This is a genomic window from Bibersteinia trehalosi USDA-ARS-USMARC-188, assembly GCF_000521725.1.
Lineage (GTDB): Bacteria > Pseudomonadota > Gammaproteobacteria > Enterobacterales > Pasteurellaceae > Bibersteinia > Bibersteinia trehalosi.
On record NZ_CP006954.1, the window covers coordinates 1,139,620 to 1,164,509 of the forward strand.

The 24,890-nt window shown below is 39.3% G+C and carries 22 protein-coding genes; 18 read left to right on the plus strand and 4 right to left on the minus strand.

Annotation, left to right across the window (positions count from 1 at the left end):
* The first annotated feature begins 47 nt into the window (after positions 1 to 47).
* The 13 genes from lpdA (at position 48) to yciH (ending at position 12,476) form a co-directional block, all read left to right on the plus strand.
* Positions 48 to 1,472 (plus strand): dihydrolipoyl dehydrogenase, encoded by a 1,425-nt coding sequence (gene lpdA / locus F542_RS05240; protein WP_025267047.1) that lies wholly within the window; start codon positions 48 to 50, stop codon positions 1,470 to 1,472.
* Positions 1,473 to 1,653: 181 nt separating this feature from the next.
* Positions 1,654 to 2,079 carry a universal stress protein gene (locus F542_RS05245; RefSeq protein WP_015432550.1) on the plus strand — a complete coding sequence of 142 codons (426 nt, stop codon included), beginning with the start codon at positions 1,654 to 1,656 and terminating at the stop codon, positions 2,077 to 2,079.
* Between the two features lie 203 nt (positions 2,080 to 2,282).
* Positions 2,283 to 4,910 carry an alanine--tRNA ligase gene (gene alaS / locus F542_RS05250; RefSeq protein WP_025267049.1) on the plus strand — a complete coding sequence of 876 codons (2,628 nt, stop codon included), beginning with the start codon at positions 2,283 to 2,285 and terminating at the stop codon, positions 4,908 to 4,910.
* Positions 4,911 to 4,961: 51 nt separating this feature from the next.
* Positions 4,962 to 5,144, plus strand: coding sequence for a carbon storage regulator CsrA (gene csrA, locus F542_RS05255; protein ID WP_015432547.1), 183 nt, complete (start codon positions 4,962 to 4,964; stop codon positions 5,142 to 5,144).
* 43 nt (positions 5,145 to 5,187) lie between these two features.
* On the plus strand, positions 5,188 to 6,075 hold the full coding sequence (gene galU, locus F542_RS05260; RefSeq protein ID WP_015432546.1) for a UTP--glucose-1-phosphate uridylyltransferase GalU: 888 nt from the start codon (positions 5,188 to 5,190) through the stop codon (positions 6,073 to 6,075).
* Between the two features lie 44 nt (positions 6,076 to 6,119).
* The gene (degS, locus tag F542_RS05265; protein WP_025267050.1) at positions 6,120 to 7,154 is read left to right on the plus strand and encodes an outer membrane-stress sensor serine endopeptidase DegS; all 1,035 of its coding nucleotides are present in this window, start codon (positions 6,120 to 6,122) and stop codon (positions 7,152 to 7,154) included.
* An 8-nt stretch (positions 7,155 to 7,162) separates the two neighbouring features.
* Entirely contained in the window at positions 7,163 to 7,831 is a 669-nt protein-coding gene (gene cmk / locus F542_RS05270) for a (d)CMP kinase (RefSeq protein WP_025267051.1), read from the plus strand.
* Positions 7,832 to 7,924: 93 nt separating this feature from the next.
* Positions 7,925 to 9,571: a 30S ribosomal protein S1 gene (rpsA, locus tag F542_RS05275; RefSeq protein WP_015432543.1), complete on the plus strand. Its 1,647-nt coding sequence runs from the start codon at positions 7,925 to 7,927 to the stop codon at positions 9,569 to 9,571.
* A gap of 63 nt (positions 9,572 to 9,634) precedes the next feature.
* Positions 9,635 to 9,916 (plus strand): integration host factor subunit beta, encoded by a 282-nt coding sequence (locus F542_RS05280; RefSeq protein ID WP_015432542.1) that lies wholly within the window; start codon positions 9,635 to 9,637, stop codon positions 9,914 to 9,916.
* 37 nt (positions 9,917 to 9,953) lie between these two features.
* Positions 9,954 to 10,241: a LapA family protein gene (locus F542_RS05285; RefSeq protein WP_200867167.1), complete on the plus strand. Its 288-nt coding sequence runs from the start codon at positions 9,954 to 9,956 to the stop codon at positions 10,239 to 10,241.
* Complete coding sequence (lapB, locus tag F542_RS05290) at positions 10,242 to 11,426, plus strand: lipopolysaccharide assembly protein LapB (RefSeq protein ID WP_015432540.1); 1,185 nt, start codon at positions 10,242 to 10,244, stop codon at positions 11,424 to 11,426.
* A gap of 14 nt (positions 11,427 to 11,440) precedes the next feature.
* Entirely contained in the window at positions 11,441 to 12,133 is a 693-nt protein-coding gene (pyrF, locus tag F542_RS05295) for an orotidine-5'-phosphate decarboxylase (protein WP_025267053.1), read from the plus strand.
* Between the two features lie 31 nt (positions 12,134 to 12,164).
* Positions 12,165 to 12,476 carry a stress response translation initiation inhibitor YciH gene (gene yciH, locus F542_RS05300; RefSeq protein ID WP_015432538.1) on the plus strand — a complete coding sequence of 104 codons (312 nt, stop codon included), beginning with the start codon at positions 12,165 to 12,167 and terminating at the stop codon, positions 12,474 to 12,476.
* Positions 12,477 to 12,503: 27 nt separating this feature from the next.
* Here the strand turns inward: yciH and bioD are convergent, their stop codons facing one another.
* Together bioD and F542_RS05310 are read right to left on the minus strand one after the other, a co-directional pair.
* A complete protein-coding gene (bioD, locus tag F542_RS05305) occupies positions 12,504 to 13,223 on the minus strand; it encodes a dethiobiotin synthase (RefSeq protein ID WP_015432537.1) in 720 nt (239 codons plus the stop codon).
* A gap of 141 nt (positions 13,224 to 13,364) precedes the next feature.
* Positions 13,365 to 14,567: an ROK family protein gene (locus F542_RS05310; RefSeq protein ID WP_025267054.1), complete on the minus strand. Its 1,203-nt coding sequence runs from the start codon at positions 14,565 to 14,567 to the stop codon at positions 13,365 to 13,367.
* Positions 14,568 to 14,770: 203 nt separating this feature from the next.
* On the opposite strand from F542_RS05310, the gene rnd reads away from it, so the two are divergent.
* From rnd to dld, 4 genes are all read left to right on the plus strand, one after another.
* On the plus strand, positions 14,771 to 15,901 hold the full coding sequence (gene rnd, locus F542_RS05315; protein WP_025267055.1) for a ribonuclease D: 1,131 nt from the start codon (positions 14,771 to 14,773) through the stop codon (positions 15,899 to 15,901).
* Between the two features lie 271 nt (positions 15,902 to 16,172).
* A complete protein-coding gene (locus tag F542_RS05320) occupies positions 16,173 to 17,372 on the plus strand; it encodes an acetate kinase (RefSeq protein WP_015432534.1) in 1,200 nt (399 codons plus the stop codon).
* 124 nt (positions 17,373 to 17,496) lie between these two features.
* Positions 17,497 to 19,632, plus strand: a complete 2,136-nt coding sequence (gene pta / locus F542_RS05325) for a phosphate acetyltransferase (RefSeq protein WP_015432533.1) — start codon at positions 17,497 to 17,499, stop codon at positions 19,630 to 19,632.
* A 176-nt stretch (positions 19,633 to 19,808) separates the two neighbouring features.
* Positions 19,809 to 21,503 carry a D-lactate dehydrogenase gene (gene dld, locus F542_RS05330; RefSeq protein ID WP_025267056.1) on the plus strand — a complete coding sequence of 565 codons (1,695 nt, stop codon included), beginning with the start codon at positions 19,809 to 19,811 and terminating at the stop codon, positions 21,501 to 21,503.
* Positions 21,504 to 21,539: 36 nt separating this feature from the next.
* Here dld and aroA read toward each other — a convergent pair whose 3' ends face one another.
* Complete coding sequence (gene aroA, locus F542_RS05335; RefSeq protein ID WP_015432531.1) at positions 21,540 to 22,835, minus strand: 3-phosphoshikimate 1-carboxyvinyltransferase; 1,296 nt, start codon at positions 22,833 to 22,835, stop codon at positions 21,540 to 21,542.
* A 44-nt stretch (positions 22,836 to 22,879) separates the two neighbouring features.
* Positions 22,880 to 23,977 (minus strand): histidinol-phosphate transaminase, encoded by a 1,098-nt coding sequence (hisC, locus tag F542_RS05340; protein WP_015432530.1) that lies wholly within the window; start codon positions 23,975 to 23,977, stop codon positions 22,880 to 22,882.
* 187 nt (positions 23,978 to 24,164) lie between these two features.
* Here hisC and purC point away from each other — a divergent pair, with 187 nt between their 5' ends.
* Positions 24,165 to 24,875 (plus strand): phosphoribosylaminoimidazolesuccinocarboxamide synthase, encoded by a 711-nt coding sequence (gene purC, locus F542_RS05345; protein WP_015432529.1) that lies wholly within the window; start codon positions 24,165 to 24,167, stop codon positions 24,873 to 24,875.
* Positions 24,876 to 24,890 lie beyond the last annotated feature (15 nt).

Sequence of the window (24,890 nt, forward strand, 5' to 3'; positions counted from 1 at the left end):
TCTTTCCCTACGATGGGCTAAAGCCCATCCTACAAAAGGAAAAAACTATGAGCAAAGAAATTAAAACACAGGTAGTGGTACTCGGTGCAGGCCCTGCAGGTTATTCAGCGGCATTCCGCTGTGCAGACTTAGGTTTAGAAACCGTCATTGTTGAACGTTATTCAACTCTTGGTGGTGTTTGTTTAAATGTAGGTTGTATTCCATCAAAAGCATTATTACATGTTGCTAAGGTATTAGAAGAAGCGAAACATGCAGAAAAAAATGGAATCACCTTTGGTGAGCCGACCATTGATTTAGACAAAGTTCGTGCAGGTAAAGAGGCTGTTGTTGCTAAATTAACTGGCGGTCTTGCGGGTATGGCAAAAGCACGTAAAGTCACTGTGGTTGAAGGTCAAGCTACATTTGCAGACTCAAATACTTTAGTTGCTCGTGATCGTGATGGTAATCCAACAACGATTAAATTTGATAATGCCATTATTGCAGCGGGTTCTCGCCCAATTCAATTGCCATTTATCCCACATGAAGACCCTCGTATTTGGGATTCTACCGATGCACTAAAACTCAAAGAAATTCCGAAAAAATTACTCATTATGGGTGGTGGTATTATCGGTTTAGAGATGGGGACTGTATATGAAGCGTTAGGCTCTGAAGTTGAAGTGGTAGAGATGTTCGATCAGGTTATTCCTGCTGCGGATAAAGATATTGTACAAATCTTCACTAAACGTATTGAGAAAAAATTCAAACTCATGCTGGAAACCAAAGTCACTGCGGTAGAAGCAAAAGATGATGGTATCTATGTTTCTATGGAAGGCAAAGCGTGTAATGATACTAAGCGTTATGATGCTGTGTTAGTGGCTATTGGTCGCGCACCGAACGGCAAATTAATTGATGCTGGTAAAGCAGGTGTGAATGTGGATGAACGTGGTTTTATTCCTGTGGATAAACAAATGCGTACTAATGTCCCACACATTTTTGCTATCGGTGATATTGTTGGTCAGCCAATGTTAGCACATAAAGGTGTTCACGAAGGTCATGTGGCAGCAGAAGTGATTGCTGGTATGAAACACTATTTCGATCCAAAAGTGATTCCTTCTATTGCCTATACTGAGCCAGAAGTGGCATGGGTAGGTAAAACAGAGAAAGAGTGTAAGCAAGAAGGCTTAAACTATGAAGTGGCAAAATTCCCTTGGGCGGCATCTGGTCGTGCAATTGCTTCTGAATGTTCAGACGGTATGACTAAGCTAATCTTCGATAAAGATACACATCGTATCCTTGGTGGTGCTATCGTGGGAACGAATGGTGGTGAATTGCTAGGTGAGATTGGTTTAGCGATTGAAATGGGTTGTGATGCTGAAGATATTGCATTAACTATCCATGCTCACCCAACTTTACATGAGTCTATTGGTTTATCCGCTGAAGTATTCGAAGGTTCAGTAACAGATTTACCAAATCCTAAAGCGAAGAAAAAATAATTGCTTGGCGATTAATGTACTCTTCAAGCGGTTGGAATTTGCAGAAATTTTGCAAAATTCAACCGCTTGTTTTTTTATCTAGCAAGAAATTTTCTAAATTTGAGATCTAGTTCAAATTTTCTTTTTGTAAAGTTTGTTATTATCCGATGCAACAAATCATCCATAAGCAAAGGAGTTTATTATGTATAAACATGTTTTAGTTGCTGTCGATCTTTCCGAAGAGAGTTTGATTTTAGTCCGTAAAGGGGCTGATATTGCGAAACGGCACGGCGCAAAATTGTCGATTATCCATGTGGATGTAAATTTTTCAGATCTATATACTGGGTTGATTGATATTAATATGCAGTCAGTGCAAAATTCAGTGTCTGAAGATACTGTGAAGGCGTTAGACGAACTTGCTAGTAAGAGTGATTATCCTGTTACGGAACGTCTTAATGGCAGTGGTGATTTCAGTCAGGTATTGGAAGAAGCTGTCGATAAATATCAAGTAGATCTTTTAGTAACAGGGCATCATCAAGACTTTTGGAGTAAATTTATGTCTTCAACTCGTCAAGTGATGAACAGTATTAGTATTGATATGTTGGTTGTTCCTTTGGCAGATGAGTAAGAGCTGTTGATAATTTAGTTCAATGCGTTATTGCTTAAACGCTCTAGGATTAAGCTAGTACCGCTTGTAGCAGTAGGAATTTATTGCTACAAGCGGTATATTTTTGCCTGAAATTTTGCATTGCCTCAATACAGCTAATTAAAAAACGTGTAGAATATCGCCCGTTAAGCATAACGATGTAAAACGTATTAAAGGTAATTTTAATGAAAACCACTTCTGAAATTAGACAAAGTTTCTTAGATTTTTTCCATTCTAAAGGGCATACTGTTGTAGAAAGTAGCTCACTTGTTCCAGAAAATGATCCAACTTTACTCTTTACTAATGCGGGGATGAACCAGTTCAAAGATGTATTTCTTGGTTTAGAAAAACGCCCTTATACTCGTGCAACTACGGCTCAGCGTTGTGTACGTGCGGGTGGTAAGCATAATGATTTAGAGAATGTGGGTTATACTGCGCGCCATCATACCTTTTTTGAAATGATGGGTAACTTCAGTTTTGGAGACTATTTCAAACAGGATGCGATCAAATTTGGTTGGGAGTTTTTAACTTCACCACAATGGTTAGGTTTGCCTAAAGAAAAGCTCTATGTCACGGTATATGAAACGGATGATGAAGCCTATGATATCTGGCATAAAGAAGTTGGTGTACCTGAAAATCATATTATTCGAATTGGTGATAATAAGGGTGCACCATATGCTTCGGATAACTTCTGGGCAATGGGAGATACTGGACCTTGTGGGCCTTGCACAGAGATCTTCTACGATCATGGTGATAAATATTGGGGCGGCTTACCCGGTACACCAGAAGAAGATGGTGATCGCTATATTGAAGTGTGGAATATTGTTTTCATGCAATTTAATCGCTTAGCGGATGGCACAATGGAGAAATTGCCAAAACCATCAGTGGATACTGGGATGGGATTAGAGCGTATTACGGCGGTAATGCAACATGTGAATTCCAACTATGAAACTGATATTTTCCAAACGCTTATTAAGGCGGTGGCAGAATTATTGAATGTTAGTGATTTAGATAATAAATCATTGCGTGTTGTAGCTGATCATATTCGTGCATGTTCTTACTTAATTGCAGATGGTGTTGTGCCTTCAAATGAAGGGCGAGGCTATGTATTGCGCCGTATTATTCGCCGCGCTGTACGCCATGGTAATTTGCTTGGTGCGAAGGCAGCATTTTTCTATCAATTAGTGCCTGTGTTGGCAAAAGTGATGGGAAAAGCGGGTGAGATTTTGACAGCGAAGCAAGCTCATATTCAGAAAACCTTAAAAGCGGAAGAAGAGCAATTTGCACGTACGCTTGAGCGTGGTTTAGCATTATTAGAAGAGGCATTAGCAAAAGTTGAAAGCAAAACCTTATCAGGTGAGGTAGCATTTAAACTTTATGATACTTACGGTTTCCCTCTTGATTTAACAGCTGATGTGTGTCGTGAGCGTGATATTGTCATTGATGAAGCTGGCTTTGAAGCCGAAATGACCGCACAGCGCGAGCGTGCAAAAGCAAGCAGTAATTTTGGTGTAGATTACAATAATGTCATTAAAGTTGAAGGCTCAACAGTATTTAAAGGTTATGAAACGGCAGAACTTAGTGCTATAAAAGTAGTTGGCTTATTTAGTAATGGGGTCGCCGTAGAACATATCCAGTCGGGTGAAAATGCTGTTGTTATCCTAGATAGTACGCCATTCTATGGTGAATCAGGGGGACAAGTCGGGGATAGCGGTTTAATTTCAAATGAATTTTGCCATTTTGCAGTCAGTGACACACAGAAATATGGTCAAGTATTTGGACATATTGGTCAATTAACTTCAGGATCATTGCGTGTGGGTGATACGGTTTCTGCTCAAGTTGATGCGCAACGTCGTCACGCTATTACGTTAAACCACAGTGCAACTCACTTGTTGCATGCGGCTTTACGCCAAGTTCTCGGTGATCATGTTGCACAAAAAGGTTCACTGGTGTCAGAACAGAGCTTGCGCTTTGACTTCTCTCAACCTGAAGCGATTGCTAAATCAGATTTAGAAGAAGTTGAACGTATTGTAAACCAGAAAATTCGTGAAAACTTGAATGTCTCTATTTCGACAATGGATATTGAAGAAGCAAAAGCGAAAGGGGCTATGGCTCTGTTTGGTGAAAAATATGGTGATGTCGTACGTGTTGTAGACATGGGACCATTCTCTATTGAATTATGTGGCGGTATTCATGTAAAACAAACGGGTGATATTGGCTTATTTAAATTTGTGTCTGAAGGTGCAGTTGCAGCCGGTGTGCGTCGTGTGGAAGCGGTAACTGGCGAAAATGCGATTGCATTGTTACATCAACAGCAACAAGTGCTTAACCAAGCTAGCGAGTTATTAAAAGCAGATAGCACATCATTAGTTGAGAAGATCCAGCAGCTACAAGAAAAAGCCAAAAAAGCAGAAAAAGAGTTACAGCAATTAAAAGAGAAACAAGCTGCGCAAGCGGGTGGAGAATTGGCAAAATCTGCAAAACAAATTAATGGTGTTAATGTTGTTGTACAGAAGCTTGAAGGGGTAGATAGTAAAGCATTAAGAACAATGGTTGATGATTTGAAAAACCAATTAGGTTCTGCTGTGATTGCATTTGCTACAGAAAGTGAAGGTAAAGTAAGTTTAATTGTGGGTGTCACCAACGATTTGACTGCAAAAGTAAATGCGGGAGAATTGGTGGGTTTAATGGCACAAGCAGTAGGCGGAAAGGGTGGTGGTCGCCCAGATATGGCAATGGCAGGTGGCGCCCAAGTGGAAAATATTCCACAAGCGCTAGCTATCGCTGAACAATGTATTTCGACAAAACTATAATAAATCAATCTAGAGGGGGCATTTCCCCTCATACACATAAAAGGAGAATATATGCTGATATTAACCCGAAAAGTAGGTGAAAAACTATTAATCGGTGATAATGTTGAAATTACCGTGTTAAATACTCGTGGTGGACAAGTCAAATTAGGGGTTAATGCCCCAAAAGATGTGAGTGTTCACCGTGAGGAAATTTATCAAAAGATAAAATCAACGTCAGAATGTAAACAATCTTAGAAATTTAATGTCTATCTGAATTTCTTATATAAAAGGAACTTATATGAAAGTGATTATTCCTGTAGCTGGTTTAGGTACTCGTATGTTGCCTGCGACCAAAGCTATTCCAAAAGAGATGCTCACCATTGCAGATAAACCGCTTATTCAATATATTGTAAATGAATGTGTTGCAGCGGGTATTAAGGATATTGTGTTAGTCACACATTCATCTAAAAATGCTATCGAAAACCACTTTGATACATCATTTGAATTGGAAACCATGCTAGAAAAACGCGTGAAACGCCAATTGCTTGAAGAAGTGCGTTCTATTGTGCCAAAAGATGTGACTATTATGCATGTACGTCAAGGTCAAGCAAAAGGTTTAGGACATGCTGTCTTATGTGGTCGTGCATTAGTAGGGAATGAGGCATTTGCTGTAGTGCTCCCAGACGTGCTATTGGCGGATTTTACTGCGGATCAGTCGAGAGAAAATTTAGCAGCAATGATTCAGCGTTTTAAAGAGACAGGAAATAGCCAAATCATGGTAGCGCCTGTGGCTCAAGAAGATGTAAGTAGCTACGGCGTGGTTGATTGTGCGGGTTCTGAGTTAAATGCTGGTGAGACTGCTGCCATTGTGCGTATTGTCGAGAAACCACCAGTTCATGAAGCGCCATCTAATCTTGCTGTGGTTGGTCGTTATGTTTTCTCTGCTGATATTTGGGATTTATTGGCAAAAACGCCTGTTGGCGTAGGTGATGAGATTCAATTAACGGATGCGATTGATATGTTGATTGATCAGCAGTGCGTAGAAGCTTTTCATATGTCAGGAAAAACCTTTGACTGTGGAGACAAACTGGGATATATGGAAGCATTCGTTGAATATAGCCTAAATCATGATAAATTTGGTCAAGATTTCAAAGACTATCTGAAACGTTTAGCTGAAACATTATAATTTATTGAAAATAAGGGATAGCTATAGTTATCCCTTGTGTTTTTATGAAATTGAAAAAAATTATACAAGCGGTCGGTTTTGGACTTTTTTCTGCAATACTCATTCTATATGTAGCGCCTTTAGTGAATAAGAATAGTGGTCGATTCCCATCACTATCTAAAATTGAAAGTTATAATGGTGCAGTAAAAGTAGCCTCTCCTGCGGTTGTCAATGTTTATAGCCAAGCTTTTGAAACAGCTCAAACGCAGAATAATGATGAAGATCTCGAAATCAATAATCTTGGCTCTGGTGTCATTATGACTTCATCTGGGTATATTTTAACTAACAAGCATGTAATTGAAAACGCAGATAAAATTATTGTCGCGCTGCAATCTGGTGCCATCTATAGTGCCGCGGTTGTCGGGACTGACCAATTAACGGATCTTGCTGTATTAAAAATTCAAGCGGATAATTTGCCGACTATTCCTCAAAATGAGAAAAGAAAGCCTCAAATTGGTGATGTCGTACTGGCAATTGGTAATCCATTGAACTTAGGGCAAAGTATTACTCAGGGGATTGTGAGTGCGATTGGACGCAATGCATTATCTGATAGTATGCGACAGAATTTTATTCAAACTGATGCGTCCATTAACAAAGGGAATTCTGGCGGCGCATTGATTAATACTGCAGGAGAACTCATAGGTATTAATACCTTAAGTTTAGGCAAAAATAGTGCAGAATTAGCTGAAGGGTTGAATTTTTCAATACCGATCAATATTGCAAATAAGGTATTAAAACAAATTATTCAAAACGGTCGTGTAATTCGGGGTTATATTGGTGTCAGTTCCAGTACCTTCCAACTCTCCAACAGTGGTGTATTAATTACAGGAACAGCGGCAAATGGCCCTGCAGCAAAGGCAGGCTTAAGAACAGCAGATTTAATTATTAGTATTAATGATGTAGAGGCAGAGAGCCCAGAGAAAATGATGAATATGATTGCAGACATGAAGCCAGGGGATCTTGCGAAGATAGTTGTGCTTCGCCAAGGTATTTTACTAGAGTTTGATGTAGTAATCGACGAATTTCCAGAAACGAATTAGGAATTAAAATGAAACATGTAGTCATTACAGTAGATGGACCAAGCGGTGCAGGTAAAGGAACATTATGCCATGCATTAGCAGAAAAATTAAATTTTGAGTTTTTAGACTCTGGTGCTATTTATCGAATTTTAGCGCTTGCTGCGCTTAAACAAGCAGTTTCTTTAGATGATGAGAATGCGCTTGCAACATTAGCACTTCACCTTAATGTCAAATTTGTGCCTGAACAGGGTGAAATTAAGGTGATTTTGAATGGTGAAAATGTCGGAGACCAAATTCGCACTGCGGAGGCTGGACAAAATGCCTCTAAAGTTGCCGTATTCCCTAAAGTGCGAGAAGCATTATTGCAACGACAACGAGATTTTAGTACAGAAAGAGGGCTAATTGCAGATGGACGAGATATGGGCACAATCGTGTTTCCGGATGCTCAAATTAAATTCTTTTTAGATGCAAGTGCTGAAGAACGCACAAAAAGACGCGTAAAACAGTTGCAAGAAAAGGGATTTAATGCTAACTTTGACGAGATTTTAGCCGAGATAAAAGAGCGCGATTATCGAGATAGAAATCGTCCAGTTGCGCCCCTTGTTCCGGCTGATGATGCGTTAATTTTAGATTCAACGTATTTATCTATCGAGGAAGTTATCCAACAAGCGTTAGCGTATATCGATAAAAATTTGTAAATCCGTTTGTCTGCTAATGGAATAGCAGACTGTTATTATCAACCCCACTTAAATGGATGCTAAGTGGACGTTCTATTTTTAAGAAGATTAATTATGTCTGAATTATCATTTGCTGAACTGTTTGAAGAATCACTAAAAGGCCAAGAGACCCGTTTAGGTTCTATCGTTAAAGGTACTGTTGTTAAGATCCAAAAAGGTCTTGTATTCGTTGATGCAGGTTTAAAATCTGAATCAGCTATTCCAGCGGAAGAATTCTTCAATGCACAAGGCGAACTTGAGGTTCAAGTTGGTGATGTTGTTGATGTTGCGCTTGATGCAGTAGAAGATGGTTTCGGTGAAACCAAACTTTCTCGTGAAAAAGCAAAACGCAACGAATCTTGGGCTGCTTTAGAGAAAGCATTCGAAGAGCAAGCTACTGTAACTGGTTATGTTAACGGTAAAGTGAAAGGTGGTTTCACTGTTGAATTAAACGGTGTTCGCGCATTCTTACCAGGTTCTTTAGTTGATACTCGTCCAGTTCGCAGCGAAGTGAACCTAGAAGGTCAAACTTTAGAACTTAAAGTAATCAAATTAGACCAAAAACGTAACAACGTCGTTGTTTCTCGTCGTGCAGTAATTGAATCAACCAGCAGTGCAGATCGTGAAGAAGTATTAGCGAACTTAGTTGAAGGTTCTGAAGTTAAAGGTACTGTTAAAAACTTAACTGAGTACGGTGCATTCGTTGATTTAGGCGGTGTAGATGGCTTATTACACATTACCGATATGGCTTGGAAACGTGTTAAACATCCAAGTGAAGTGGTTAATGTAGGTGACGAATTAACAGTTAAAGTATTGAAATTCGACAAAGAGAAAACTCGTGTATCACTAGGTTTAAAACAATTAGGCCAAGATCCTTGGGTTGCAATTGCTCAAAATCACCCAGTAAACAGCAAATTAACTGGTAAAGTAACTAACTTAACAGATTACGGCTGTTTCGTTGAGATTTTAGATGGAGTTGAAGGCTTAGTTCACGTTTCAGAAATGGATTGGACTAACAAAAATATCCACCCATCTAAAGTGGTTAATGTAGGTGATGTAGTTGAAGTGATGGTGTTAGAAGTTGATGAAGAGCGTCGTCGTATCTCTTTAGGCTTAAAACAATGCAAAGCAAACCCTTGGGAACACTTCGCAGAAACTCACAACAAAAACGATAAAGTGAAAGGTAAAATCAAATCTATCACTGATTTCGGTATCTTTATCGGCTTAGAAGGTGGTATTGATGGTCTTGTTCACTTATCTGACATTTCTTGGAATGTTGCAGGTGAAGAAGCTGTACGTAACTACAAAAAAGGTGATGAAGTAGAAGCGGTTGTTTTACAAGTAGATGCAGTTAAAGAGCGTATCTCTTTAGGTATCAAACAATTAGAGTCTGATCCTTTCACAAACTTTGTTGATAGCACCAAAAAAGGTGAAATCGTTTCAGCTAAAGTTGTAGAAGTTGATGCAAAAGGTGCTAAAGTTGAATTAATCGAAGGCGTTGAAGGATTTATCCGTGCTGCTGATTTAACTGAAGAAGTTGCAGTAAACGATACAGTTGAAGCGAAATACACTGGTGTTGATCGCAAATCTCGCATTGTTCACTTATCTGTACGCGCAAAAGATCAAGCAGAAGAGTCAGCTGCGATTGCTCAAGTGAATAAAGAAGAAGTGGTTATGCCAAACGCATTTGCAGAAGCTTTCAAAGCAGCAAAAGGCGAATAATTAACCTTTCTAAAGCGGATACACAAAAGTGTATCCGCTTTTTATAAGTTTTAAGGAGAAATAATGACTAAATCAGAATTGATTGAGAATTTAGTAGCTAAAAATCCTTCTATTCAATCCAAATCTGTTGATGAATGCGTTAAAGAAATTTTAGAGCAAATGATTGCTGCTCTAGAAAAGGGTTCTCGCATTGAAGTAAGAGGATTTGGTAGCTTTTCACTGCACTACCGTCAGTCGCGAGTGGGACGTAATCCTAAAACAGGTGATAGTGTAAAATTATCTTCAAAATATGTTCCTCACTTTAAAGCAGGGAAAGAACTTAAAGAACGTGTAGATTTGTCGTAACATTTCTATATATTTGAGTAATGTAATAACGGAGTACATGATGAAATATATACTTGGTATCGTTATCATTTTAGCTATAGCGCTCGTTGCGGTGACTATCGGTGTTAATAACGATCAAATTATTACATTTAATTATCTTATCGCAAAAAACGAGTTAAGGCTCTCAACGCTTGTTGCAATTTTATTTGGTTTTGGTTTAATTCTAGGTTGGATTATTACCGGTTTCTTTTACCTTAAAGTTAAATTACAGAACGTAGCATTAAACCGTCGAGTAAAACGTCAAGCACAGCAGATTAGTGAGTTAAGTTTACCAAAGGCTGAATAAATGCTTGAGCTGTTGTTCCTTTTATTGCCTGTTGCCGCACTTTATGGTTGGTATATGGGGCAGAGAAGCGCGAAAAAGGATCAAGAATCGATTAATAATCAATTTTCCCGTGACTATGTTGCAGGGTTAAATTTTCTGTTATCAAATCAACAGGATAAAGCTGTTGATTTATTTCTCTCTATGCTCCAAAAGCAGGAAACGGAGCATCAAATCAGTTCTCAATCCCAATTTGAAGCAGAGCTTACGCTTGGTAATTTATTTCGTTCACGTGGCGAAGTTGATAGGGCTTTACGTATCCATCAAGGCTTAGAAAACAATCCTAATTATTCTTTTGAACAGAAATTACTGGCTAAACAGCAATTAGCAAAGGATTTTATGGCGGTCGGTTTTTACGATAGGGCTGAGAATTATTATATAGCTTTACTGGATGAGCCTGAGTTTGCGGTGAATTCTTTGGAACAACTTTCGGTTATTTATCAAAAGACTAGAGAATGGCGTAAAGCGATTAATGTCTCTGAGAAATTATTAAAAATATCACCTGATACTGATAAAACACCACTAGCTCATTTTTATTGTGAATATGCTTTATTACAACACTCTGAAAAAGAGTTTGTCCAAATATTAAGCCAAGCGCTTGATTGCCAGCCAAATTGTGCTCGAGCTTCTATTTTATTAGGTGATTTTTATCTGGCTCGCGAAGAATATCATGCAGCACTAAACAATTATCAACGTATTTTAGCACAAGATATTTCTTATATTAGTGAAATTCTAGATAAAGTAAAAACATGTTATATACAAACAGATGATTTAGAAAGTTTTGAGCTATTTCTTATTAAAGCGAATCAGATTCAGCATAATAGCAGTGTTGATCTTGCACTGGCTGCGTTGATTGAACAAAAAGATGGTGTAGAGGCTGCGCAAACTGCGTTATATCAACAAGTCAAACAATATCCTAATTTAACCACATTTCATCGCTTTATCTTTTATCAAATACATGAAACGGAAGAGGGAAGAGGCAAAGAGCATCTTTCTTTGCTATATAAGATGGTGGGAAGTCGTATTCAAAAAGGCTTTCATTATCGTTGTCTCAATTGTGGTTATCAAAGTTATCGTTTGATGTGGCATTGCCCCTCTTGTCGTCGTTGGGAAAGTATTAAACCATTACAGAGCATTGATGAAATCTAGAAACAGGAGTTTTTATGCAAAACAAAATTATTGTAGCGCTTGATTATGAAACAGAGAAAGAAGCTTTAGCTTTTGTTGATCAGGTTGATCCTTCTCTCTGCCGTTTAAAAGTCGGCAAAGAGATGTTTACTACATTAGGTACAAATTTCATCAAGCAATTACAAGAACGTAAATTTGATGTTTTTTTAGATTTAAAATACCACGATATTCCTAATACCGTAGCGAGAGCAGTACGTTCTGCCGCTGATTTAGGAGTATGGATGGTCGATTTACATGCCTCAGGTGGTTTAAGAATGATGGAAACTGCAAAGCAAATTCTTGAGCCTTACGGCAAAGATGCGCCATTATTGATAGGCGTGACTGTTTTAACTAGCATGGAAGATCTTGATTTGCTTCAAATTGGTATTAATGCCTCTCCCATGGAACAAGTTATTCGGTTAGCGCATTTGTGCCAACGTGCAGGCTTGGATGGGGTAGTTTGTTCTCCTCAAGAAGTGGAAGTGTTACGCACACATTGTGGTAAAGATTTCAAACTAGTCACCCCTGGTATCCGACCTGCAGGTAGCGACATAGGAGATCAACGACGCGTTATGACACCAAAACAAGCGATTGATATTGGTGCAGATTATCTTGTAATTGGTCGTCCAATTACTCAAGCAACAGATCCCCTTGTGGTCTTAAAATCAATTAATCAATCTATCGTTTAACAAGCGGTAGATTTTAGTGAGAATTTTACAAATGAGTTTAGTGTATTCAACAGAAATAGGCAGAATTAAACCAGAGGTTGTGAAAACCACTCGTCCGAAAGGCGATGGTATTGTACGAATTCAGCGACAAACTAGTGGTAGAAAAGGAAAAGGGGTTTGTGTCATCACTGGCTTGGATTTAGCGGATAAAGCATTAATGTCCTTAGCTTCAGAATTAAAACGTCGTAGTGGTTGTGGTGGATCAGTGAAAGATGGCATTATTGAGATTCAAGGCGATAACCGGGATCAGCTCAAGCAAATGCTAGAGCAGAAAGGTTTCACAGTAAAGTTTGCTGGTGGCTAGAGAATAAAAAAGGGCAAAACGCCCTTTTTATTTATGGAAATAATGCAATAGCGGCTCTGGATTTTCAATGAAATGCGCTAACTCCTTTTGTTCAGGATGCCAAATATAGGGTAGTTGGCCTAACAGCGGAGCATCTATTTTTTGACTTAGTAATTCAATTAATTCTGCATAATGGCGTAATCCTGGATTTACCCGATTAGCGACCCATCCGACCAAATTCAACCCTTTTTGTTTAATGGCTTCTGCGGTAAGCAGTGCATGATTTACACAACCTTCTTTGATGCCAACAACCAATACTACCGGCATTTGGTTCTCTTTCACCCAGTCTGCAAAGCTCACATCCTTATTAATAGGCGTAAGCCAACCATAAGTGCCTTCTACTAATACATTTTGATAGCGCTTACTCAAACGCTTGAGATCGGTATTTAGTTTATCGACTGCAATGCTATGTACTGCATCTAATGCTGCAAAGATGGGAGTACTCGAATGAATAAAGGAGTAGCTATTGATTTCTTTATATTGCACATTGTGTGGACAACTATTTTGAATGACTAACACATCACTATTATCTTCGCAGGCATAATCAGCAGGATGAGGTTCATTGGGCAAAGAGTCATCGCCCCCGCAGGCAATAGGTTTGTATCCTACAATAGGGATATTATAGAGAGAAAGTAATTGCAATAGTGCTCGCGTGACAACGGTTTTACCAACGTTAGTGTCTGTTCCAGTAATAAATAAACAAGCCATACTTCAACCTTGTTACAAAAAAGTTACAAATTACTATAAGTGTAGCGAATAAGGAGAGAAAGGCTTTGTTTTCGATCAATAAATGGAGAAGTAGTTTAAATAAATGGGATTTTATAAGCAAAATCCCAGTTCAGATAGGTATCAAAAGCGGATATAGTGTTTTAAGAGAGTACCTTCATATAATCCAAGTTTAATCGCAACAGCAGGAATATATGCACTATCCCAATCATATTGGCTAGTAACGAGATCAACATTGATATTACCAAGTAGCCTTTGGCTATGTAGTTTTTGGTGTAGTAGAGTAAATAAAAACGGTTTAATCCTTAGCAGAGGTGAATTGATCATCACTTTTGGAGTTGAGAACAGGTTGATAAGATTCATTAACATATAAGCAAGATTATCCGTAATATGTTCAAGAATTTTGATGGCATTAGGTGTTTGTTGCTCAACATGTTCACAAAACCAATCTATTTTTTCTTGGCTTGTATTAAAAGCATTAGGGAGATAGCGATCAATTAAAGGTAGAAGAGCAGGGAATGTCACTTGATTTTTGAGTTGATAGCGATCCGGCAGCGGCAATTCCGCACCAATTTCATCACTTAATGGGAACTGAGGCATGAGCATTTTATCTACATTCATGCGCTTATGTTCATCTTGATGTAATAAAGCTCCTTTTAGTAATACACTTAAATTGACATCATTATCTAATTGTAAATAGATCACATCATCGTCGCTAATAAGATTGCCTAGTGTAGATTCGGCCAAAAACCAAAGTTGGAAATGTTCATTAATAAATATTGGCTGGCTAAATAGAGAACTTAAAGTACTTTTTAGTTCGCAAGTGAGAGCTTTGTGTCCGAGTTGTACAATGGTGTCTTTAGTTGCATTAATTTTCCCAACTACACTTACAGATACCGCAAAAAGTTTATCGGTTTCAACAGCATTGTGCTGTATAAAGTGTTGCAAACTTTGCAAAATAAACAAGGAAAGTTGTTCATAATCTTGCTCACTAAAAGAATATGTTTCTTGAGCAATAGGTGAGCCATTTAATTGGCATAATGCAACTGTTACCTTATCGCTTGAAACGGTTAAACAAAGTAAAGCCCAATGGAAAGGGGAGAGTGATAATCCTACTGCTGGACGTCCCCGCGATGCTAAATTTTGAGATGTGCGTTCTATAATAAATTGATTCTCAATCAACAACTTGGTTAGCATTGTCATAGAGGCTGGTGCAAATCCAGATAGCTTGGCTAAATCTGTTCGGGAAATCAGCTCAAATTGTTCAATTAATCGATAAACGCGACCTAAATGTTGATAACGATATTCTGGTGATGCAATTTTCATTGATAATACTCCTATAAGGAACGTGTTTAGCGCTCCAGAAGATAATTTCTTTATTTTGAAGGTAAAATTGCTAATCGCAACTGTTTTACATCAATTATGAGAATAAGCTCACAAAATTATTTTATTTATTGAATTAAATGCGTAAATTTTTTGCAGATTTTCATTAAATTTCGACCGCTTGCTATATTGAGGAGAGTATAAAAATGCATCCTATACCATATCAATGGATTGAAACGGATCAACAACTTGCTGAAATTTGTCATAACGCACGCATGCAGCCGGTTGTGACTCTAGATACAGAATTCATTCGTATTCGTACTTATTATGCAAAATTAGGGCTTATTCAGCTTTTCGATGGAAATCATGTTGCGCTTATTGACCCGCTAGCAATTAATGATTTCACGCCATTTGTTCAGCTACTTGCTGACACAAAAGTCTTAAAAGTACTTCATGCTTGTAGTGAAGATCTTGAGGTTTTTCACCATTATTTTCAGCAAATGCCTGTGCCAATGCTAGATACGCAAATAATGGCTGGGTTTGCAGGCCTCGGGACGTCAGTAGGATTTGCTAAATTAGTGCAACATTATCTAAATACTGAATTAGATAAAGGCGCCTCTCGTACGGATTGGTTGGCTCGACCATTAAGCGAGAAACAACTTCAGTATGCAGCTGCAGATGTTTGGTATTTATTGCCCATTTATCATCAACTCGCAACAGCGCTTGCACAAACCCCTTGGGAAAATGCGGTTCAAGAAGAATGCCGTAGTGTTTGTACTAAAGTGAGTCTGCCGGTAGATTTGGATAAAGCCTATAAGGATATTAGCAATGCTTGGCAACTCAATGCTCAGCAACTCTCAGTGTTACACTTATTAGCAAAATGGCGTATTGAAGAGGCAATTAAGCGAGATTTAGCTCTCAATTTTATTGTGAAAGAACAGAGTTTATGGCGTATAGCCAAAGAGCAACCAAAACATACATCGGCATTACTGGAATTTATGCATCCAAATGAAGTGCGAATTCACGGCAAGAAGCTATTACGCATTGTTGAGCAAAGTAAACATTTAGCACAAGAAGATTATCCTGATGAAATTATGCGCATTGTGGATTTTGTTGGATATAAACCGAGTCTCCAGGCGCTACAACGTCGCTTATCCGAAATTTTGCCTGAAAATTTACCGATAGAATTACTTGCCAGCAAACGACAATTGAATCAACTTTTTGGCTGGCAACGGAAAGGAGAAAATACAGAAAAATTACCGGAATTATTAATTGGTTGGCGGCGAGCATTTGGACTACAATTGTTAGAAACATTGAGAAAGATTGTTGTTAATTGATAAGCAAGCGGTTAAAAAAATGCAAAAAACTGCAAAGGATTAACCGCTAATTTTATATCGCATAACGTAGATTATGTTAAATTAATTTGGGCAATAATGAAAGTGTCGCTATTTATTTTTATATGTATATCACTCTGATTTATACTTATTTTTCAGATATTTATTCCCCTTTTCGATTAATTTCAATTTATTTTTTAATTTGAAAAGCGTATCATAGTGCAGTATTCACGTGTTAACGTGGTTCTTTGTATATCACAATAAGGTAATTCGTATGTCAAAAAACATTCTTATTTTGAACTGTGGTAGCTCTTCATTAAAATTTGCTATCTTAGATCCTATCTCTGGCGATGAAAAATTATCTGGCCTAGCGGAAAACTTTAATCTTGAAAATGCCCGTATTAAGTGGAAATTAAATGGTGAGAAAGGTGAAGCACAATTAGGTGCAGGTGCAGCACATAGCGAAGCCTTAACTTATTTAGCATCGAATATTTTAAGTGCAGAATTAAAAGACAGTATCGGCGCAATTGGTCACCGTATCGTGCACGGTGGAGAGAAATTTACTTCTTCTGCAATTGTGACTGATGAAGTTATTCAAGGCATCAAAGATGCAACACAATTTGCACCACTCCACAACCCTGCTCACTTAATTGGTATTGAAGAAGCATTCAAAATCTTCCCTGCATTAAAAGAAAAAAATGTTGTGGTATTCGATACCGCCTTCCATCAAACCATGCCTGAAAAAGCATACCTTTATGCTCTTCCATACTCTCTTTATAAAGAACATGGCGTACGTCGTTACGGTTTCCACGGTACTAGCCACTACTTTGTTAGCCAAGAGGCTGCAAAAGCAGTTGGTGTTGCGCCAGAAAAAGCAAATATCATTACTTGCCACTTAGGTAATGGTGCATCGGTTGCTGCTATCCGTGAAGGCAAATGTGTAGATACCTCAATGGGTTTAACACCGCTTGAAGGTTTAGTGATGGGAACACGTTCTGGTGATTTAGACCCTGCTATCGTATTCTATCTACACAATACGTTAGGTATGTCAGTGCAAGAAGTTGAAGATACACTTGTGAAAAAATCAGGTTTATTAGGCTTAACAGAAGTAACTAGCGACTGCCGTTATGCAGAAGATAACTATGGCAAAGAAGAGCCGGCCACTCGTGCAATGGATGTGTTCTGCTATCGTTTAGCAAAATATATCGGTTCATATATGGCGAGTTTAGATGCCGACCACTTAGATGCGATTGTATTTACTGGTGGTATTGGTGAAAACTCCTCATTAGTGCGTGAATTAACCTTAAAACAACTTAAATTATTCGGCATTAAAGTAGATGAAGAACGTAATTTAGCTGCTCGTTTTGGTAAAGAAGGTGTTATCACAACTGACGATTCTGCAATCAAAGCAATCGTTATCCCAACTAATGAAGAATTAGTTATCGCACAAGATACTGCACGTTTAGTGTTATAATACTCCCAAACCTGCCGAGAGGCAGGTTTTTTCTCTTTTTAACTACCCGACCAAGCGCTCGTTTTTTTATGAAAATTTGCAAAAATTTCTGTAAAAATACCGCTTGTTAATATGGAATAAAAAAATGTCTAGAACAATTATTTTAATCCCTATCAGTGCTGGCGTAGGCGTAACCAGTGTTAGTCTAGGTTTAGTACATTCGCTTGAACAAAAAGGCGCTAAAGTTGGTTTCTTAAAACCAATTTCACAACCTTCTAGTGGTGAAGATATTATTGACCGCTCTACTGCCATCATTCGTACCTCACAAACAACCGAAGTTGGCGAACCATTTATGCTGAGTGCGGCAGAAGCCTTGATTGGTCAAAATCAAACCGATGTATTACTTGAGAAAATTGTTGAGCGCCATCAGCAGCTAGCAAAAAACAATGAAATCATCGTGATCGAAGGTTTAATTCCAACGCGTACTAGTGCATATGCTCATAAAGTTAATTATGAAATTGCACAAACGTTAGATGCGGAAATTGTGCTAGTTGCTGCACCGCTTGCAGACAATCCAGCGCAATTAAAAGAACGTGTTGATACTGCCGTTGCACAGTTTGGTGGTCGTAACAATCCTAACCTGTTAGGTGTTGTGATTAACAAATTTAATGCGCCAGTTGATGAATCGGGGCGCACCCGTCCTGATCTTGCAGAAATGTTTGACTCTTTCAAACACAGTGCGAATAACGTGGCAGAAGTAGAAAAACTTTTCAGTAAAGATAGTGTGAAACTGCTTGCATGTATCGAATGGAATGCAGAATTAAGTGCGCCACGTGCGGTGGATTTGGCAAAACATCTCGGTGCTTCAATCATTAAAGAAGGTGAAATTCAAAAACGCCGCATCCGCAGTGTAACTTTCTGTGCAAGAAGTCTACCAAATATGGTTGAGCATATTAAAGCTGGCTGCTTATTAGTTGCTTCAGCCGATCGACCAGATGTCATTGTTGCAGCAGCCCTTGCTGCAATGAATGGTGTGGAAATTGGTGCACTTCTTTTAACAGGTGGTTACAAAATTGATAGCCAGATCGCAAAATTATGCGAACCAGCATTTGAAAAAGGCTTGCCAATTTTCCGAGTAGAAGGCACAACATGGCAAACGGGATTAAACCTGCACAGTTTTAGTTTAGAAGTTCCAGTTGATGATAAAGAACGTATCAATGCGATCAAGCAATTTGTTTCAGAGAAGTTTGATGCAAGTTTTATTGATAGCGTTTCAAATGGCGTTGTTCGCGCACGCCGCCTCTCCCCTGCTGCATTCCGTTATCAATTAACAGAATTAGCACGCGAAGCGAAAAAACGCATTGTGCTACCAGAAGGTGATGAGCCACGTACAGTTAAAGCTGCTGTGCTTTGTGCAGAACGCGGTATCGCAGAGTGTGTTCTCTTAGCAAAACCAAGCGATGTTGAACGTGTGGCAGAAGCGCAAGGTGTAACATTAGGCAAAGGCATTACAGTGATTGATCCTGAAAGCATTGCAGAAAATTATGTTGAGCGCTTAGTTGAATTACGTAAAGCCAAAGGTATGACGGAAATGCTTGCGCGTGAACAGTTAAAAGATACCGTAGTGTTAGGTACTATGATGCTTGAAGCAAACGAAGTAGATGGCTTAGTATCAGGGGCAGTTCACACTACCGCAAATACCATTCGTCCACCAATGCAGATCATTAAAACTGCACCAGGTAGCTCAATTGTTTCTTCTATCTTCTTTATGCTCTTACCAGACCAAGTGCTTGTGTATGGTGACTGTGCAGTAAATCCAGATCCAACCGCAGAACAGCTGGCAGAAATCGCTATTCAATCGGCTGAATCAGCAAAAGCATTCGGTATTGATCCTCGTGTTGCTATGCTCTCTTACTCTACCGGTACATCAGGCTCCGGTGCCGATGTGGAGAAAGTGAAAGAAGCAACACGTATTGCGAAAGAAAAACGTCCAGATCTCGTGATTGATGGTCCATTACAATATGATGCTGCAATAATGGAAGATGTGGCTCGTTCCAAAGCGCCGGATTCGCCGGTTGCAGGTAAAGCAACGGTATTTGTCTTCCCAGATTTGAATACAGGTAACACTACTTATAAAGCAGTACAACGCTCTGCCGATCTTGTTTCTATCGGTCCGATGTTACAAGGTATGCGTAAGCCAGTAAATGATTTATCTCGTGGTGCATTAGTTGATGATATTGTGTACACCATTGCATTAACTGCAATTCAAGCAACACAATAATAACTTTCTCCCCTACCCCCGGCTTTTGCGGGGGTATTTTTTTGCAAAAAAATACCTATTTTTTACCGCTTGCAATGAAATTCTGCTAACTACTTCACAAAATAGCACTCAATGACTTCTTAAATGTTATCAAGTTGTTATAATTTTGCTCATTGAGATTGTTCAAGGAGTATGCTATGACAAAAACACAACTTATTTCTCAACTGACAAACATTGTCGGATCAAACTATGTGATTACCGAACCAAGTAAAACAGAATCTTATCGTAGCGGCTATCGATTTGGTAGTGGCAGTGCGATTGCAGTAGTAAAACCCTCCACGCTACTCGAATTTTGGCAAGTGCTACAAGCCTGTGTAGCAGCAGACGTGATTGTGATTACTCAAGCTGCAAATACTGGATTAACAGGTGGTTCAACGCCAAATGGCGAGGATTACGATCGTGATGTTGTTATCATTAACGCTATGCGGATTAATGGTATTCAGCTTATCAACAATGCTGAACAAGTAGTCTGCTTACCCGGCTCAACCTTAAACGAACTTGAATTACAGCTTAAAGAACACGGGCGAGAACCTCACTCTGTTATTGGCTCATCATGTATTGGTGCTTCGGTCATTGGTGGGATTTGTAATAATTCAGGTGGTGCATTGGTACAACGAGGGCCGGCTTATACCGAAATGGCACTCTTTGCCCAATTAAATGAAGATGGTTCACTTGAGTTAAAAAATCATCTCGGCATTGATTTAGGCGAAACCCCCGAAGAAATTCTTGAAAATCTACAAGGGCAACGCTACCAACGTAAAGATATTACGAAAGATTGTGGTAAAGGACACGACCACGCTTACTGTAATCACGTTCGCCAAGTGGATGAAGACTCCCCTGCTCGTTTTAATGCGGATCCAGCACGCCACTATGAGGCATCAGGTAGTGCAGGAAAGTTGGCGATTTTTGCAGTGCGTCTAGACACATTCCCACTTGAAAAAGAGACTGCGGTATTCTATCTCGGTACGAATGATACCAATGTATTTAACGATATTCGCCGTAATATGTTGGCAAATTTTGAATCTTTACCTATTTCAGGTGAATACATTCATCGAGATGCTTTTGATGTTGCGGCTGATTACGGTAAAGATACATTTTGGGTGATTAAAAAGCTGGGAACACACCGCTTACCTGCCCTATTTGCCTTGAAAGCGAAAGTCGATCGTATCGCTAAAAAAATGAATTTCTTACCCGCTCATTTAAGCGATAAGTTGTTACAAGCGGTTTCCAAAGTTTTACCACAACACTTGCCAGAGAGCCTACGCAATTATCGTGATCAATATGAACATCATCTTATTGTAAAAATGGGCGGAAAAGGTGTGCAAGAGGCTCGAAACTACCTTTCTCAATACTTTTCAGATAAATCCAGAGGCGGTTATTTTGAATGTAATCCTGAAGAGAGCCAAGCTGCGATGCTTCACCGTTTTGCGGTAGCGTCAGCGGCCGTCCGCTATCGTGCGATTCACGATAAAGAAGTCGAGGATATTGTGGCATTAGATATTGCGTTACGTCGTAATGATAGAGAATGGTTTGAAGTGTTACCCGAAGAAATTGATAACAAAATTAGCCATAAACTTTACTACGGCCACTTTATGTGTCACGTTTTCCATCAAGATTATATTGTCAAGAAAGGCAATGATTGTATGGAGCTAGAACATCAAATGTTAGCATTGCTAGATAAACGAGGTGCACAATATCCTGCAGAACATAATGTAGGGCATTTATATGAAGCGAAACCTGAATTACGCAAATTCTATAAAGCACTTGATCCAACGAATAGTTTCAACCCAGGCATTGGGCATACTTCGAAGAAAAAATTCTGGCAAGAGTAAAGACAATAAAGGGCGTTTAATACGCCCTTTGTTACATTACAGACTTACTTTAGCAAACTCATCAAAGAAAGTTGGGAATGTTTTTGCGGTACATTTCGGATCTAAAATTGTCACGGGTGTATTACTCAAGGCGACGAGTGCAAAACACATCGCCATACGGTGATCGTTATAGGTTTCAATCTCAGCATGTTTAAACTCGCTTAACTTCAGCGGCTGAACACGGATAAAATCTTCTCCTTCTTCTACTGTTGCCCCGATTTTACGCAATTCGGTCGCCATTGCTGTTAAACGATCGGTTTCTTTTACACGCCAGTTATAGATATTACGAATGACCGTTTCACCTTCCGCAAATAAAGCCGTTGTGGCAATCGTCATTGCAGCATCTGGAATATGGTTCATATCCATATCTACCCCACGTAACTCACCACGCTCTGCTTGCACAAAATCATCGCCCCAAGTGATTTTTGCGCCCATTTTCTCCAGTACATCGGCAAACAAGCGGTCACCTTGGATAGAATTTTTACCAATCCCCGTTACTTTTACCTTGCCTTTAATTGCTCCTGCGGCTAAGAAATAGCTTGCTGAAGACGCATCGCCTTCCACCAAGTATTTCCCTTGCGGTGCAACGTAATGCTGATTACCCTGCACAAAAAAGGTTTTATAATCGTTATTCTGCACACTTACACCGAAATCCTGCATCATTGCAAGCGTAATATCAATATAAGGTTTAGAAACCAGATCGCCTTTGATCTCAATTTCCATATCGCCTTCCGCAAGTGGTGCCGCCATCAACAATGCGGTTAAAAACTGTGAAGAAATTGAGCCGTCAATCTGAATTTTACCGCCTTTTAAGCCAGTGTTACGAATGGCAATCGGCGGATAGCCTTCATTTTCCAAATACTGCACACTCGCCCCTGCTTGGCGTAAAGCATCCACCAAATGCAAAATTGGGCGTTCTTTCATTCTAGGCTCGCCCGTTAGAATGACTTCAGCCTCACTCTGCCCTTTTAAACAAAGCGCAGCAGTCAATGGGCGCATTGCAGTGCCCGCATTGCCCAAAAAGAGCGAAAGCCCATCATTCCACGTAAATGCACCACCAACGCCTTGTACTGTACAAACTGTTTTGTCTTCGGAGAGGTCATATTGCACTCCTAGGGCTTTCAATGCATTGAGCATATGACGAATATCATCGCTATCTAAAAGATTGGTTACCGTTGTTGTGCCGTGTGCGAGAGCCGCCAAAAGTAATGCACGGTTAGAGAGGCTTTTAGAACCTGGTAAATTAATTTCTCCCAAAACTAAAGAAATAGGTTGTAATGTTAGTTTTTCCATTAATGTTGTGTTTCCTTATGTAAAAATTTTGCGACTTGTCGGGATTATTTATTCAATACTTTCAACAAAGCACTAAAAAACCGATCGTTTTCTTCTGGTAATCCAATACTTACCCGAAGCTGATTTGGCATTCCGTAACCTGCAATTGGACGAACAATAACCCCTTCTCGCAGAAGATCTTCATAGATCGCTTGAGCGGGACGCTTAAAATCAATTGTGATGAAATTGCCTTTTGATGGAATAAATTCTAATCCTTGAGCTGTGCAAAATGCCTCATAGCGAGCCATTTCCAAGCGGTTATTTTCTGCCACTTTTTTGACAAATTCATCGTCATTTAAGACCGCTTGCGCTGCTGCTAATGCAAGGCTGTTGCAGTTAAATGGCTGACGAACACGGTTGAGGAGATCGGCAATTTCAGGATTCGAGACCGCATAGCCAATTCTTAGTCCAGCCAAACCATAAGCTTTTGAGAGCGAGCGAGAAATGATTAAATTTGGATATTTTGCACTTAATGCGAAAGAGTCCACCCGCTCTTGTTCTGCGGTAAATTCTGTGTAAGCTTCATCAAGCACTACCAAGACCTTTCCAGGTACTTTTGCCAAGAAAGCATCAAGTTCATTATGGGTCAAGAAATTGCCTGTTGGATTATTTGGGTTAGCGATAAAAATTAATTTGGTTTTTTCATTAATTGCCGCCAAAAAAGCCTCCAAATCATGCCCCCAATTTTTAGCAGGAATTTCACGAGCTGTGGCATTGATTGCTTTGGTTACCAGTGGATACACCACAAACGCATATTGCGAATAAATAATTTCATCGTCTTGATCTGCAAAAGTGTGGGCAAAAAGCTCAAGGAGGTCATTTGAACCATTACCGAGAGTAATCTGCTCTGCTTTCACACCAAATTTTTTGGCAATTGTTGCTTTCAATTCAAAGCCGTTGGCATCAGGATAACGAGTTAACTCGTTGAGTTGATTGATGATTGCTTGCTTAGCAGATTCAGGGAAACCAAATGGATTTTCGTTTGAGGCAAGTTTGATAATATTTGAAATACCTAACTCTCGTTCTAATTCTTCAATAGGCTTGCCTGCTTGGTAAGGAGAAAGGGTTTTTACGCCGTCATTAGCGATGTTGATATATTGCATTATGTCTTCCTTTAGTAAATTTGGGGTATTTTTATACCGCTTGTTAAAGAATTGTGCTCACTGTACGGCTATTCTTCCATAAACGTCTTTATTGCTCAATGAAAAAATAAGGCAAACGATTGCTTGAATGCGCAACCGTTTGCGTGATAGAATCACGTCAGACATTTCACTACTGGAGTAACTTCTTATGCAAAAACTCTACGAAGGGAAAGCAAAAGCCCTTTACACTACCGATAATCCTGACGAACTGCTCGTCGTCTATTCTAACCAAGCGACCGCCTTTAACGGCGAAAAAAAAGCACAGATTGAAGGCAAAGGTGTACTAAACAACAAAATCTCTTCACTTATCTTCCAATGGCTCAACGCCCAACAGATTCCCACCCAATTCGTTAAACAAGTTGATGAAACCTCCCAAATTGTACGCAAATTAACTATTGTGCCAGTTGAAGCCATTGTGCGTAACCGTGTGGCGGGTTCATTTGCAAAGCGCATGGGGTTGGAAGAGGGGAAAACACTTAACCACCCTATCGTAGAATTTTGTTATAAAGATGATGCTTTAGGCGACCCAATGGTAAATAACAGCCAACTTTCAGCACTCGGCATTGCGACAATGGACGAACTGCAAGAAATTGAAAAACTCTCTCTCCAAGTGAATGAGAAATTGGTTGAATTGTTTGATGCGATTGGCATTATCCTCGTGGATATTAAATTTGAATTTGGTAAAACCAGTGACGGGCAGATTATTTTAGGCGATGAAATCTCGCCAGATACCAGCCGCTTATGGGATAAAACCACCCAAGCAAAATTAGATAAAGACAACTTCCGCCGTGATTTGGGCGATATTATTCCTGTTTATCAAGAAGTATATGAGCGTTTAGCTAAACATATTTCTCTTTAATTATTGTAGGGGCGG